The sequence below is a fragment of the Porphyromonas sp. COT-052 OH4946 genome (genome assembly GCF_000765965.1).
GTDB classification, from domain to species: Bacteria; Bacteroidota; Bacteroidia; order Bacteroidales; family Porphyromonadaceae; genus Porphyromonas; species Porphyromonas gulae.
Window position 1 is genome coordinate 261,744 of sequence record NZ_JQZY01000014.1, and the last position, 16,379, is coordinate 278,122.

General features: G+C 45.9%; 8 protein-coding genes. 2 read left to right on the forward strand and 6 right to left on the reverse strand.

Annotated elements, in window-relative coordinates; all coding sequences use genetic code 11:
* Positions 1-3: 3 nt before the first annotated feature.
* From HQ50_RS12135 to HQ50_RS12585, 6 genes are all read right to left on the reverse strand, one after another.
* Positions 4-6,612 carry a T9SS type A sorting domain-containing protein gene (locus HQ50_RS12135; RefSeq protein ID WP_039429095.1) on the reverse strand — a complete coding sequence of 2,203 codons (6,609 nt, stop codon included), beginning with the start codon at positions 6,610-6,612 and terminating at the stop codon, positions 4-6.
* A gap of 125 nt (positions 6,613-6,737) precedes the next feature.
* Positions 6,738-8,045: a fimbrial protein gene (locus HQ50_RS06165; protein ID WP_081960055.1), complete on the reverse strand. Its 1,308-nt coding sequence runs from the start codon at positions 8,043-8,045 to the stop codon at positions 6,738-6,740.
* 8 nt (positions 8,046-8,053) lie between these two features.
* Entirely contained in the window at positions 8,054-9,391 is a 1,338-nt protein-coding gene (locus tag HQ50_RS06170; RefSeq protein WP_039429098.1) for a FimB/Mfa2 family fimbrial subunit, read from the reverse strand.
* 195 nt (positions 9,392-9,586) lie between these two features.
* Positions 9,587-10,543, reverse strand: a complete 957-nt coding sequence (gene mfa2 / locus HQ50_RS06175; protein WP_039429100.1) for a fimbrial anchor subunit Mfa2 — start codon at positions 10,541-10,543, stop codon at positions 9,587-9,589.
* A gap of 121 nt (positions 10,544-10,664) precedes the next feature.
* Positions 10,665-11,645 carry an Mfa1 family fimbria major subunit gene (locus HQ50_RS06180; protein ID WP_161780804.1) on the reverse strand — a complete coding sequence of 327 codons (981 nt, stop codon included), beginning with the start codon at positions 11,643-11,645 and terminating at the stop codon, positions 10,665-10,667.
* Between the two features lie 1,848 nt (positions 11,646-13,493).
* Positions 13,494-13,610 (reverse strand): DUF1661 domain-containing protein, encoded by a 117-nt coding sequence (locus HQ50_RS12585; protein WP_152566886.1) that lies wholly within the window; start codon positions 13,608-13,610, stop codon positions 13,494-13,496.
* Here HQ50_RS12585 and HQ50_RS10745 point away from each other — a divergent pair.
* Both HQ50_RS10745 and HQ50_RS06190 read left to right on the forward strand, forming a co-directional pair.
* Positions 13,555-13,677 (forward strand): DUF1661 domain-containing protein, encoded by a 123-nt coding sequence (locus tag HQ50_RS10745; protein WP_152566887.1) that lies wholly within the window; start codon positions 13,555-13,557, stop codon positions 13,675-13,677. The genes HQ50_RS12585 and HQ50_RS10745 overlap by 56 nt on opposite strands.
* A gap of 253 nt (positions 13,678-13,930) precedes the next feature.
* Positions 13,931-16,372, forward strand: a complete 2,442-nt coding sequence (locus HQ50_RS06190; RefSeq protein WP_039429108.1) for an FAD-dependent oxidoreductase — start codon at positions 13,931-13,933, stop codon at positions 16,370-16,372.
* Positions 16,373-16,379: the final 7 nt, after the last annotated feature.

A 16,379-nucleotide genomic window follows, 5' to 3' on the forward strand; every position in this document is an offset into this window, starting at 1 on the left:
TCATCAGTTAACGATTACCTTCCTTACGTCAGTAGCTGTAGTAGGACTTTGCAGACTGACAACGTAGGCTCCATCGATCAGAGGCTCCGTCATAGACTTACCGCCGGATTTTACTTCCTGACGGAACAATAGCTTACCATCAGCCGTGTAAACGTGTACTGTATAGTCATGGGCACTGTTGTTGGTAACAACTATTCGCTTCCCAACCGTACCGACCACAACAGACATTTCTTCCGAATCATCCCCGTTCTCATCAAACGAGAGTCGGAATCGTGCACCCGAATCTCCTCGTTTGGCTGCGAAGGAATACGAAGTGGAATTGGTTATACGGTGCTTAGCTTCGGTCTGAAGATCGTGAAGGTAAACTGCTCCTTTCGAAAAATGTTCAGACAGGGCAAACTCCAACGTGTATTGACCATCCTTATCTGCATCGAAGCCGATCAACTGGTTGTTCAATTCCGGAACAGCTGCCACCTGGAATTTATCATTGCCGATGTCCGACAGCGCATAAAGCTGTGAAAGTCCCTTCTCCGGCAGCTTGCGACCATCCCAGCCGTTGTCGAACCCGAATGTCAGACCCGATTCGGTAAAGATCCACAAGCGGTCGGCCGACTCGTTGCCAAGAACATCCATCACAAGAGAAGGCATATTTGCCGATCCGGACTTGCCGGATCGCCATGCGATCTGATCGCCATTACCGTTGTTCACCGTCGTGTTCTTGAGCAGCTTATCATATAAGATCTGCAACGTACAAGAGGCTCCGTTCTGCATCTTCAACAAGAAGGAATGCATCGATGGAATACGATCCGGAAGATTGTTCTGACCCGCTGTATTCTTCGGTACCGAGAGGTACTGACCGGCTTGATAACCCGAAACTGTGCTTCCATTGAGCTTGCGCCACTGGTCACGTGTTCCCGTGTTGAACAGATACACCGTCTGCTCGACTTCCGGCGGGAAGACAATACCCTGCTTGATGTCGATGGCTGCCGTATAGGAGTTACCGACCAAGTTAGATCCGGAGTAGTTCACATTCGGCGTACGAGTCAGGTTAAGGAAGGCGTCACATACGCAAATTATACCCTTGAAGCTGTAAACTCCCGTAGGCTGTGCCTGCACGTCATTCGTGATCTGGTAGCCCTTGAACTTCTGAAGCTTTGTATCAGGTGCATAAGGGGCAGGGCGCCACTTATCCCCATTGAAAGGCTCAACCCATTGGTTCACGGTTTCATTTCCTAAAACATCATTGTATGGGAATAGGGATTCATTAACAGGGATCCCAAAATACTGCCAGCTCCTGCGATACATACCACAGTCTGCACAATCATATCCCTGATTGTAAAACTCGACAGTCCCTCCTACATTCTGATTATCGCCCGGATTCGTAAATATCAGGGTACCAGTCGGTTTGCCAGGGGCGGATTTCACGACGATCGTACCGGCATTCGAATTGTTATCAGATACCACGCCGTTGATCGTCAATTGATTCCCTGTTGTAATGACCAAATCCTTGTCCGAATCATTGATCAGGTTTCCGATTACGCGACCTCCCGTTCCATTCTGAGAGAGATCATCCAAATGCAGGTTCTCTTTCGCCGGGCCAGACTTCGGATTATTCGGATCTGTCGGATTATTCACCTCGGTGGCGAATTCAACATCCTCTGCCGCATCGGGAACACTGTTGTTAGTCCAGTTGTTAGGCTCTTTCCATTCGTTAGGCTTACCTACAGTTCCTCCAATCCAGTAATTCGAAGGAAGATGGGTTAACGTGACCATAGGGGATTTGATCTCACAGTAGCAGCCGTCTTTGGGCAGTATCGTAAGGACCAAATTGCCCGTAAGGGAGGACTCGACCCCTTTTACTTTCAGAGTCTGCGTAAGAGGCGTGGTATCGGTTATTTCTGCCCCCAACACCTGTGTCGCAACAGCAACATCTCCGGCAGAGAACACTTGATTGTTATCCTTATCGCTGAAGAGCGTTACAATGGCACCCGGCTTCAGTGGCTGAGTGGCCGATGTATTGCTGACCTTATACTCAATAGTAAGATTCTCCTTACCACCGCTGTACGAAGAGACAGCAGAAATAACCGTAATGGCCAAATAGGGCTTGTCTAATTGGAATTCAAACTTGTTGGTGCCGGTAGCAACCAGTGTTTCGGCACACTGAACGCCTTCACAGTACAAACCCGGGATCTTCTCGACATTGACTATTTCGAGAACATGCTTTCCACAAATAGGCGGATTATCATCGTTTTCCCGGATATCCAATGTATAGGCAAATGACATACCCGGCGTCAAGCCGCCTTTGACCATAACCTTTATCTTGTCCTCACCATTGGCTGTAGTCGTTACGGTCTCAGAGCCGGCAGGCATGGCATTTGCACCTCCGGCAACCGTATTGTCCGGAGCATAAGAACCCGGAACATACTTAAAGCCCACAGGTACAGTCACTTCGAGATAGGCATTGGGGGTTGTCGTCCCTCCGACAATCGTTTGCACAACTTTCAGCCTCTTGGGAGCCTTACAATCGGAAGCATCTACCGAAGTCGCAACCAGCTGAGTGGCAGCCGAAGTCGAGTAAGGCAGCTCCGCACCCTGGATATTGATGGGAGGCGTACTGACCGCCAGACCCGACCCCTTGGCATTCAGGTTACAAGCATTCAGTCCGTTCGCTCTTACCTTAAAGTTTCGACCCGACACAAATTCGCATTGGGTCTTGATAAAGAACTTGACAACGATCTTTCGCTTATTGACATCATTGCCGGCTTCCTGCAACCCCTTCAGATAACCGATTGCGGCCAAAGCCGGATGCTTCATCAAATCGGCCTTATTGCCTTCAACCGAAATGGTTTGCCAATCACCCGAATTGGCTGGATATTCAACTTTAATCTCATTGGGTGTTACCACCAACCCCAGCTCCGGGAAAATACTGAACGAGGGACTAAAGACGCTGGCATTGTCCGTAGACTGAATACTATAAACATATTCGAGCGTATTACAAAGCGTGGTAGCCTCTGCTGCATTGGGGACTTTTACTTCCGTAAGCTCCATGGCGGCCACAAGGGGCTTCAGCTTCAAGTCGACAGCCTGCGCATTACAAACATAGTCATCGGGGCTCTCGGGATAAGTACTACAGTTCCAGCCGCCCATTGCCTTGAGCGTAATGGGAGAACAGCCTGTGTAGGAGAACTTGATCGTATAGTCAAGAGCTGTCCCCGCTGCGATACCCTCTTGAGACAAGCGGTACATTTTCCCCCCGGAATAATCGGTAGAGAGGACTGCTACTCCTTCAGAAGTAACTACCTCCTTGACAGTAAGACCGGGAGTGGTAGGCAATGCCAGCCAAACATAAGGAGCTTTGGAAACAGAAGGATTGTTGACACGAAGCCTCCACTCTCCTGTTTTGCCCACAAGCTCAACTTCCCCCGACTGATTTACAAGATTGATGGCCGGCTTCTTACTGTATCTCAAAGAGATATTATAGAGATTCAGACCATCAACCAAATAATTACCATTATTATCAGAGTTGATTGGAGCTGCGATATCAAGATTAGCCGGTATCGTAGGTTGCTCAACAGCGTAATAATAATAGTCTACATAATCCAAATAATAGGATATTTTATCATATGCTTGGTCTATATCCGACGATGCACAAGTTGCGGTAACATCGACCTTCAGGCCTGCTCCATAAATATTCTCCACCGTTATATTCATATGAGCTTTCTCATTATCAGGGATCGGATATTTATAGATATTGTGTTCTCCTTGAGATACCACGCCCTCTTGAACAAGCGGTTCATAAGGAACATTCGACGTTACAGTCGTATTCCGATGGTTACGATAAGACACCCGATTCAAGCTGTATGATTTAGGCAGCTTAATATAAATATTCTTAAGTTTTATACCCGGACGATACTCATTCTCATATCGAAAAGCACCTGAAGAGAAACGACGAGCGTAGTTGTTGCTGACAAAACCAAGCTCTGCCGGTTTACACTCACTTACATAGTGGGGATTTATACCATTAACAATGTAAGTACCCATAATGTACACTTCTGGCACCAAAGTAAGACAGGTAACGGGGGTGGCTGTATTCCACACAGGATTCGTATTGGAATTATAGAAGAACCATTGTTTACCGACTTGCGTATCAACACCGTAGCCATACTCGGAAGTAACACGATAATGTGTTACTACTTCAAATGTATCACCACCTAAAAGACCTCCTTCAGGGAGTACAGAAGTGAAATCCCAGTCGATTTGCTGATCAGAACCGACTATTTTCGTATTAAACACAGTGTGTCCGGTAATCGAAACGAGTTCTGCCTGACCTCTCTTAATCTTAATGTCGGCTGACAGTGGCGTCAAAGTCTGATCATTCTTTTTGCCTAACTTCAACAAGAAACGTGCCCCCAACGTAGTGGCAGGACCGTGCTGCGTTCCGGTAGCACTCAGCCGTATCTCATCCATATAAAGAGCTTTGGCCAAGTCATATGCAGATATTTTATCACGACTCTGACGAGCTGTCATTTTATAATCCGTCCACCCGAGCGAATTGTCTTCACGCTCCACAACCGGGCTTCCGGTAGACGGACCAGCCGGACACGGAGGACTACAGCCCAAGACATTACGAACAAACGTACCACAAATAAGAGGGCCTGCGGGACAAATACAATCCGGGAAATGGACATAATTGAACACCTCCCTATAATTGTAAGAGATTTTCATCGTGGGATTGTTGGTACAGTCAAACCTCAGGCCCGATAGCGTAACAAACCCTCTCCTATGGTCCGGAGATACAATGGTCATCTTATTACCGGTGATGGTGATATTTCCATCAGGAATAGCTACAGGAGGATCATAACCAAACTCTCCATCTGGAGACACATGCTCACTTAACTTTGACCACTTAATACTGGAATTCGGCGGCATGGTCAAACCAGCTGGAATATCTATCTCGACTACATAACGAGTATTTTGATTAGAACCAGAAATATTATATGAGCTAGCTATACTATAGTAAGTTGGCATAATTCTCATATCGAAAGGCTTATTCTTCTCAATATTGACCGGTATATAAGAAGCATCTACAACAGATTCCCGAGCTAAGTACAAATTATAGACCCCCATATTCGTATAGACTGCCGGAACTACCCACGTAGATTTGTCGCAGGCCGTACGATAAATCACCCTTGTAAACAATCCTTTATCCCTAAGGTTTTGATTGTTATTACAAGCAGTAAAACTATCGCATTTGACTCTCACCGTATATTTCAATGTCAAGGTAGCACCGACAGGCAGATCATCGAAGTATCCATCGCCATCTACGTCATCCAAACCCACACCGGGACCATCAGGATCTGTCGTAAAATGATTTTCAAAACGCAAGTCAAGCTCCGAGCCATTTGTGACTGAGTTAGGCACAACTTGCCCAGCGGAACCAATCTCGATTTTAACGAATTCGTGTAGTGTGAATGGCCCGGGACCGGTGTAATTTTTACCAATCACGTTTATATCATATGCAGCACCCATTGTTCCACCGGTACCTGTATTTTTACAGGTGTAGGTAAGCGTGAATGGCTCACATATCGAAAAACTTGCATCATGATAGTTCGGACCGGTAAGAGTATACTCTGATATATTTGCCACACCGGCTGCCATCGTAATCGTGGCAGTGGTAGTTTTTACCTCGCACTGACTTTCCACACTGCATCCCCACCCTAAGCTATACACGGTTGAAGGGGCACAGGTCTTGAGTTTAAAAGTTTCTTTGAAATATATTATTTCTCCATTGGTGAGCTCCGAGTCATCCCCCAAAAGCGTACCGGAAAGGGTATATGTACGTACGTTACCGTTAGTGGATGAAGGAGTAAGATCGACATATGCACCTGCAGTACCAACTTTAGCTTGGAGTTTCATTTCTCCCGGAGCGGAGAAATAAACAGAATTACCATAATCAATAGACAAATAAATGTTTTTTGCAGGATTGGCCGAACCGTTAGTCACCGTAAAATCTCTAGTTATGGTCTCTCCGAGCTGTTTGTTGTTCTGGGGAGCTGGCTGCGAGATCGAAAGATTCGGAAATTTGACGGAGTACGTATTGGACTCCTTACTTGCACTTTGTCCATTGACCGTGATCGTGACATTGTCTTTGAATGTAAATCCGGTACCTGCCAAAGTAATCACATTGCTCCAGGCCTTACAAGTTGCCCACCTCTTTACAGAAAGAGAAACCTCTGTCCCTGCCTCAATTTCGTCATTACCATCGGCAGACTTAAGCTTGATGATAGGCTCATTGAGATCCGTTGTAACTTCCTCAAAAGACAATGCATTGGCTGCCGGGGTCGTACTAACAATAGTCGTTCCGCCCGGCACGTATTCGATACCGTCGGCTAACTTGACCTTTACTTCAACACCGGTTGAAGTTGCATTGAGAATTGTAAAATCAATCACTATAGCTTCCTCCCCGGAGCATACGGCAATCGAAGAAGTAGCAGCCGGCGAATGAGTCGGGAAAGTCACCTGCGCATAAAGGTCTTCGTATAATGCTAATGTGAATACAGCACATATAACAAAGACTATATTCAGTAGTTTTTTTGCAAACATTTTCATCATTCTTCTTTAGTTATGAAATTCCTCCAGCATTGTTACCATCAGAAAATTAATGTGAGTCTTTTGATGACCTCCACAACCGACCAGATTCTGAATTAATAATAACAACGTCTGAATAGAAACATCTATCAGATAGTTATATCATACTTATACCAATGGTTTCTCAAGACCTTCTCGGGCAAAGGCAAACGATAAAGTTCAGGCCCGAATTCGGGAGGAGGAAGCTCTCCATCATCCACNTCATACTTATACCAATGGTTTCTCAAGACCTTCTCGGGCAAAGGCAAACGATAAAGTTCAGGCCCGAATTCGGGAGGAGGAAGCTCTCCATCATCCACACGAGGCAATGCGACCTCTACAGCTGCCCCTTTCGTATCTCGCTCATTCAAGTAAGTAATAATCCGCAAACTCGTAATCTTACCCGCCGAATCCATCGTATATCCACTGCCGGCATCGGGAGCCGGGCTCACATTCAAAGATGTACCCCAAGGCATCCACCCGGCGATCTGCGGCCATGCGCCATCATTGGAGCTAACCGGATTATCNCTGCCGGCATCGGGAGCCGGGCTCACATTCAAAGATGTACCCCAAGGCATCCACCCGGCGATCTGCGGCCATGCGCCATCATTGGAGCTAACCGGATTATCTGGCTTCGTGGGCAGGGGTTTTACCACATAGGTATCCTTGTCGAAATTCACATATCTATACCTGTAGTCAGCTAAATTACCTCCGTTGGCAGCAGGCAGTGTCTGAAATTTCTCGCTTAAAGTAATATTGAGCTCTATCTTGGCAACAGCACGCACAAGCTGAACATTATCCAACAGATAATCGGTCGTAAAATCATGGGTTTTATTTCCAGACATCAAGAAAGGAGAGGCCATATTCAAAGACCATGGCTGTGAAATTGTCTTCTTTACATTCTGCAACCCATTTTCTGTGGTTATGACATCAAGTGCNGACATCAAGAAAGGAGAGGCCATATTCAAAGACCATGGCTGTGAAATTGTCTTCTTTACATTCTGCAACCCATTTTCTGTGGTTATGACATCAAGTGCTGTTTTAATCGTATTATCCACGTTGGCCACAACATACACCCGGCGCAAACCGGCTTGATTCTGTGTCATATCCAACTTCACTTTCATTTCCACCGGATTCCACGTACCTCCGGCAAACGTGCTTCCATCGATATAGTACCTGACTGGATTGGTTCCATTATTGTCGAAAAGAAAAAGATAGAGATTCTTGATGATGCGCTCGGCATCGCTTCCCTGATTTCTCTCGATTGTGCGAAAGGCCTCACCGGATTTAGTGAAATCATCCACTCGTAAAGATATTTCAATGCGCTTGTCTTCTGCTGGCTCATCCGAGTTGTTCTTTGAACAGGAAACGAACATGAAGTTCGTTAGGAACAAGGCATAAAGCAAATATTTTTTCATAAGTCTATCTATTTCTTGATGAAAACTTTATCGGGACCGGCTCCTGCTGTCCCCGGAACTTGGTTGTAATAAACCTCCAAATAGGCAGAGCCAACAGGTACGGCATCCTTATTTACTTTGAAGGTCTGAGTGGCTCCGTCTGCTAATTGGGAAAACTCAACCATAGTATGGGTAGCATCTGTTCCGAAATATGCTCCATTCTGAGCCTTCAGTCTAACAATATGGGGATCACAATTCGGAATCGTATTGGTAATAGTAATATTGCCTTCATCATCCACCTCCACATTATATCCGTATCCCATGTATGTGTCGTTGGTCACTACATTCCAGTCCGAAATAGAATATTTCACCTCGATCTTATCCGGCAAATTCTTCACCTGATACTTATAGTGATGGTTCCGATAGATCGTGTAGTCCGGCTTCTGTGACAGCTCAGCCTTGGCAAAAGGCAGATACTGACCGCCCGGGATAGCATTGTCATGTGTTATAATAGGCACATCATACATTATTCCACCCTTAGTCGTAATACGGAAAAAATTGATAGGCTTGTTTTCAATATCTCCGGTATTTCCCCACCAATTCGTTGGTTCAACAATTGCCTCAGGCATATAGGCTAAAAATGTATTCGCATTTTGTACCCGCCTCATTTCTATCGGACCAAAGTATTGAGTAGGTGGGGTTTGGATAGACGACAGAGAGAAATGCCTGTTGGCATTGAAAAGCTCTACCTTCTCAAGGTTGTCTATACCTACTGTTAGATTAATCTCCAACTTACCAACAACACGGATCAATTTAACATTTTCTTCTCCATTCGGTTTGAATGGCATTGGATTAGAGGGGGTACCTCCTATAGCAACAGTCTGATTCCTGTACTCGCGCGCCATCGGAAAACCGCTATTATCGGTTGCTTCCAAATAATGAGTAGCAGCCAATTCGCGAACTTGATTCATAAAGTTGTGCATATCGGTCTTGTTGGCAATAGCACTCATTGCTGCTTGAGAACCCGGCATATTGGCTATAAAGAAGAAATCACGTTGTCCGGGTGTCAATTTTGTCGTAAAGGCGTAAGAAGCCACTCCACTTTCGATCGTCGTGGTAAAATGCTCGGCTATCTTATTTCCGGTTCCCGAATCAAACACTAACATGGAGAGACTGTGCACACGGTCTTCAAAATCCTCCATATCCATATTAATGGATTCTTCGCCATTCGTATGCGCGGCTCTAGCAGTAACAGCCAAATAGACATCCGGCTGTGTATCTGGCTGCGGCTCAACCCCCTTATTGCATCCGAAAAGAACGGATACAAAGGCGGCAAACGCAATATATCTCATTTTAATTAGCATCATATTCCAGATATTATAGTTGTAAGAGAGAAAGATTCTCCCCTCTGTTTCAGAACCTTCTTGTCTTTTTATTCGAACTGAGTAGCGGAATCTGAAATTAGCAGATTCGGACACCAAAGATCAGACCTCCTTTATAATCGTTGTCTTGGGGAAGAGATGTGGATCCAGAGGAAAAGCTCTCAGCCCTTGGTTGTCTCTTTAAAGTTCTATGTCATAGCTATGCACCAGCCAATCATTAACCCATACCTCAACAATGACATAAGTAGCATCAGGACAATTACAATGGTGTGCCACTAATCTTACATCAAAGTCGTTCAAACAGCGTAAGTTAATATTCTGGGCATACTGGCTCGAAAGGATAACACCCACAAGGTCGGTGCGGAACATTTCTCGTCCCGTCGGCTTATGAATTACAGAAAGGGTGTTTTCATGCCCACTCTCCAACTTCAAGGTTGTGAAGAAAGCGCGGCATGTACTATCACCTACGACTTTGGTTTCACCAGGATAGTAGGTGGAGTCTGATTTGGCAACTCGCCCATCGAAGCGATAGGAACCATTGCTCGAAGCCAAATGAATTACATAGTCTTCCGGTTCAGGAAGACTGTCAATCGTCACCGTCACACGATTAGTATACTCACGGAAATTGGCTCTCGTACGCACGTACTGATCACCGGCTTCTTCCATGTCTTTCAGTTCAACAACAGGACTCGTCGCATACCACAGGGTCGTCCCATCTATATTGGTAGCCCATTTCCCCTCCTGTTTCAAGCGCATCAAGATCTCCTGCTTGGTTGTTTCGCCAACCTTAATATCGCCTAAATTATAATGATCACCGATATTCCCCCAGGCCAAAATCGTGTACAAGCCGTTTTCTTTTAAGGGTACAAGCCATTCGTTCGTTTCGGACAGACGGACTTTTTCAAACAAATTAGCGCTGCGAAGAATATCATTCCGATCGAAAGCATAGACATTCAAGCGACCTATCTCCTCCGGATAAGAAGGACTTTCAGCACATTCCGTTTGGGAATAGAAGTTGACATAAACTCCTCTGGGACAATCATCATAATTGTCATAAATCATCTTATCACATGAAGCCAAACTTCCCAACACGGCGAGAACGACCGGCAAAGCAAAAAACAGTTTGCGAATATCCATATGCTTACTATTGTAATAGTTATTAGAACAAATAAAAGAAGAGGGAGAGAGATACTCCCGAAAGAGACAATCTTCAGGAGAAATCCCTCCCCTTCCTGATAAAACAAATCGCTTCTACCTCTTAGAACTCGATATCATAGTTATGCAACGTCCAAGGTGTCACTGTCACGTCCACAACCATGTATGTCTTCTGAACCGGCAGGGGCTCTTCTGGATTCGGAGTGTCAGGGTCTTCGGGGTCCGGAGTATCAGGATTATCAGGAGTATCCGGGTTGTTCGGATCAGGATCCGTAGGAACAAATGGATTACCGGAAAGACCGATGTTGCGGAACTTAGAGATATTCACGTTGTAGATATTGTTACGACGAGCAGGAGACATAGTCCAGGTCGTAGGATCCAACGTGTTCGGGTTCAACCAGGCATAGTAATAAACTGCTGCTCCTTTGTAAGTCACTACTCGAGGATTACCCACACCGCCAGAAGCGGGGTTAGCAGCATTTGCATTGGCTTCACTTGCATAGAACTTACCGGTTACAAGACCCAAGAAGAGGTCATTACCCTCTTGATATGCAGCTTGCTCTCCTTCAGCCCACATGGCAGCGACAGGCTTCAGCTTACCCTTTACGAGGATATAAGTCGTATTACCTTTTCTGTAATCATTGTCGGCATGAGTGGTCTCTGAGACATACTTATAAGGCACANCAGGCTTCAGCTTACCCTTTACGAGGATATAAGTCGTATTACCTTTTCTGTAATCATTGTCGGCATGAGTGGTCTCTGAGACATACTTATAAGGCACAGTGGGGACATCTGTCACAGAATATGGAGCATTCAGCTGGTAAACATCAATTCTATTGGCCAACTGAGAATAGTCATAGTGCTTCATGGCACCATTAGCCCCATTATACTCATCGGTACTTGCAGGCACAAAAGAAGCTGCGGGAGAGAGTGCGTCATCTTTCTGCTGCAGGTAGTACTTCTTTTCGTACTGAGCTACCGACCACTTCAGTTCGGAAACCGTAGCGATGACAACCTCTACATTACCCGGACGAAGGGCCTTGATTTCATAAGCACCATCTACGGGCTGCTGAGTAATGGTCATTGACGCACGTATCGCAGCACGCTTAACGACTATANACATTACCCGGACGAAGGGCCTTGATTTCATAAGCACCATCTACGGGCTGCTGAGTAATGGTCATTGACGCACGTATCGCAGCACGCTTAACGACTATAGAAACCTTGTTCTGCGCAGGAGCATTGGCAGCACTCACATTAGGCAAAATAGTCTGCACTACAGGCTTACCAGACATAATCATCTGATCCTTTTTTTCCTGATTCGGACCGAGAACCAGCGTAGCAATCTCACTGCCGGTATCAGAAAATGCTGCATAGGCCGCCTCATATGCCACCTTGAGGTCAGCAGCATTGGTCGCGGCATTAAGAGCCTCTTCCACCTTAGGAGTGATATTAACAACAGCATAGACAGTCTTTTCACCACTTTTTACCTGGAAAGGTGCTGTCACAATCGTCGTATTGGCTCCCTGATTTACTTGCAGATCTGCTGCAGAAAGCTTTCTGACATCAATCTTGCCATCACCCACAACATAGACTGTCAAATCATTGATCTTGTCTATACCTCCGTACTCACCTACATGATTGTAGTCATTGTCGCCGGCNACATCAATCTTGCCATCACCCACAACATAGACTGTCAAATCATTGATCTTGTCTATACCTCCGTACTCACCTACATGATTGTAGTCATTGTCGCCGGCACGATTGTGCTGAGGCAATGACATAGAAACAGACATGTGAGTATCTGCAACAGAAGAGTTATCAGGTGATGGACCATTACCTTCCTTGCTACATGAAGCAAAGCCCAACGAGAGCATTACCCCAACCAAAAACATCTTGTTTAACTTCATAAGCTAATTGTTTAAAGAATGATTATTATTAAGAACACTAAACAACAAAAGAATCCAGACAGAAAAAGTTCTGAACATTAATCCGATATCGACTTTACATATTTCACACATCTAAGATCTACAATCTATCCGCTCTGAAGCGGTAGGCTGAGCCACACTGCAAGGGTATCCTATCAAAGAAGATCGACCTCCTTTACAGAATTTACAGAACTAAAATATATCGCCCCCTCGGGAGCGACATAAGAAACCGCACTAGTATCGGCCTCATAATGTCTAAAACAATATTCCATCAAACTTTATCTATAGTGCTTTACCCACAAATTCTCGACAAGAGCCTGCATTCAGAGAATAAAAAGGTAAAGAACACAAAAAAAGAGAAGTCGCATAATTCTGCACCTCCTTTTACCTATAGCAAAGTAAAACAAATTTTCCATACTAAAAATTAATTATGACAATAATTTGTTCGTCACTACGTGTTTATACGTAGAGAAAACAAACAAGAAAAGCACAATAGCATAGTGACATAACAGTATTGACCAATGAAACAGATAGTGTTTTGAGCCACACAGCAGTAATGTTTTTTCCGGGGGACTCCGATTTCATCCCATTGATTATTAAATCATAGAGAGAAAATAATCGCTGGATCGGATACCGCGGTTCTTAGCACCCATAGGTTCGTTCCCGAAAAATCTCTCAGAACACGATGAGATCAAAGGTCATCTTAAACTAGCCACCGGTACTATCCAAATGCAAGCGCAACACAGGGCATTACAGAAAGAGTATGCTGAAATTCCTATTTCCAGACATCTTATCTCCAATTTCTCGGCCATTGCTCTTCTCTTCTGTTAAACGTCTATTAGGAGTTTTTGCTTCCTGCTTTTTACTACTTAGAAATCCAAAAATCAACATCCGTCTTAAATGTATACGTCGAATTAGAGAGCATTTAGATTACAGAAGGAATAGCCAGAAAAGGGGCTTCAATCGGCCTTTAAAAGTTTAAGGAGAGGGGCTAACAGGTTGGTTTACGTGCGGGAATTTTCTCGTTTGCGACGCCTGAAAAGGTGGCGCGAGATTTTTTTTGTTTTGGTTCGAGAAGCAAAAAATTTACGCACGAGAACGAAAAAATTCTCGCTCCGCATTTTCAGAAAACACGCGCCACAGTCGAAGCATTTTAGGCGCGTATTTCTCAAACAGCACAGCTTGTAGAATCTGATACACCGAGCAATAATAAAGCATTATACCCCCTCCCCGCATGGGAAACTATACGGCGATCGAGCCTTACTTAGGCACAAATCATACCACCTTGGAATTGCCACTTGGCCGTCTCTATCCAGCTCGCACTCTCTTCTCTATTATACGTTTTCGAGTTTTCGCCTATATATTTTCATCAGAATATATTTTCCAATAGAAATTATTTGTATGTTTGCGACAGAAAACGAACAAAAAAAGAGTAATCAGTATGAGATACGTAATCGTAGGCGGGGTAGCCGGAGGAGCTACAGCAGCAGCCAGACTAAGGAGAATAGACGAAAAAGCAGAAATCATCCTGTTCGAGAAAGGACAGAATATATCGTATGCCAACTGCGGCCTGCCGTATTATATAGGTGGGGTAATCAAAGAGAGAGAAAATCTTTTCGTGCAGACACCCGAAAAATTCGGCCAACTACTGAATCTGGATATTCGGGTACAGAGTGAAGTACTGTCCATCGACCGATCCAACAAGCAGATAAGAGTGCGCGAAGCCAATGGCAGAGAATATAGCGAGCACTATGACAAATTGCTGCTTTCCCCCGGAGCCTTGCCTTTTGTCCCTCCACTGCCGGGGGTAGACAGCCCGGGAGTCTTCACACTGCGCAATGTGGAGGATACGGATGCCATTAAAAGTTATTTGGACACCCACAAGGTCAAGCGTGCCATCGTAGTAGGAGGTGGATTTATCGGCTTGGAAATGGCCGAAAACCTACATGCGCTGGGCATTGCCGTCAATGTCGTTGAGATGGCTCCACAGGTAATGGCACCGGTGGATTTCTCGATGGCAACGATCGTTCATGCCCACCTGCAAGAAAAAGGTATCGGTCTCTATCTGGGAAAAGCGGTGAAAAGCATCGAAAGACAGGGAGAAGTACTGTCTGCTTCGCTTGACTCGGGCGAAAAAATCGAGGCCGAACTCATCCTTCTGTCTATCGGAGTACGTCCGAATACGAAGCTGGCAGCCGATGCACAGTTGGCTATCGGACCGGCACGTGGCATCCAGGTGAATGAATACCTCCAGACATCCGATCCGGATATCTATGCCATCGGAGACGCCATCGAATACCCACACCCTCTTACCGGAAAACCGTGGACCAATTTCCTGGCAGGGCCGGCCAATCGACAAGGGCGTATCGTAGCCGATAATATGCATGGCCAAACCATCCGGAGCTATGAGGGAGCTATAGGAACAGCTATCGCCAAGATTTTCGACCTCACGGTTGCAGCTACAGGGCTGTCGGCAAAGGCTCTCAAGCGCGAAGGCCTTCCCTATGAGACAGTGACGGTACAGCCCAACAGCCATGCCGGCTATTATCCCGATGCCTACCCGCTTACGCTTAAAATCACCTTCCACCCCGAGACCGGTATGCTCTACGGTGCTCAGTGTGTAGGCATAGAAGGCGTGGACAAGCGAATAGACTCCATCGCTCAAATCATCAAGCGCAAAGGCGGAATCACCGATCTGATGCAAACGGAGCAAGCCTATGCTCCTCCATTCTCGTCGGCCAAAGATCCCGTAGCCTTGGCAGGATATGTGGCCGACAATATCATTACAGGTCGTATGAAGCCTCTGCATTGGCGCGAAATGAAAGAGGTCAATCCCAATCGAGTAACCCTCATAGATGCTCGCCCCAGACAGGCCTACGAGGTAGAGCATATCCCCGGAGCAATCAGTATGCCGGTGGAGGAAATAAGGGCACGCGTAGGGGAAATCCCTCACGACAAGCCGATATACGTATATTGCACCGTGGGGATGAGAGGGTACTTCGCCTCGAACATCCTGAGACAGTGTGGCTTCTCAAATGTACGGAACCTGATCGGCGGCTACCGTCTGTATTCTACTATAACGGCAGACTACAGTTCTGCTGCCAAACCTGCGACCGCACAACTTCCAGCGAAGGATAGTCCTTCTTCTCATACACAGGTACTGGAGGTGGATGCCTGCGGCATGTCCTGTCCGGGGCCGATCCTCAAGCTCAAACAATCCATGGATCAAATAGCTGTAGGAGAGCTGCTCTGCATCCTGGCTACCGACCCCGGATTTGCTCGTGATGCTCAGGCTTGGTGCGACACGACCGGGCACAATCTGATCCGACAGGAGACCATAAAGGGCAAATACAAAGTGACCATCGAAAAGACTGCTTGCAAGGAGGAGGGCACTTGTGTGAGCGAGACTCCATCCAAAGGCAAGACATTCATTCTCTTCAGTGACGATCTGGACAAGGCTTTGGCCACATTCGTACTGGCCAATGGAGCAGCAGCGACGGGACAGCCGGTGACCATATTCTTTACATTCTGGGGTCTGAATGCCATCAAAAAGCCTCACGCCGTAAAAGCGAAGAAAGACATTTGGGGCAAGATGTTCGGCATGATGCTTCCGAAGAACAGCAAAGGGCTGGGACTGTCCAAAATGAACATGTTCGGCTTAGGAGCGAAGATGATGCGCATGGTCATGAAAGAAAAGCATGTGGATTCACTGGAGAGCATGCGCAAGCAGGCGTTGGAAAACGGCGTAGAGTTTATCGCCTGTCAGATGTCCATGGATGTAATGGGGATCAGTCGGGAGGAATTGCTCGACGAGGTAAGCATCGGCGGAGTTGCCACTTACATGAATAGAGCGGAAGAAGCCAACGTCAATCTATTCATCTAAATTTGTG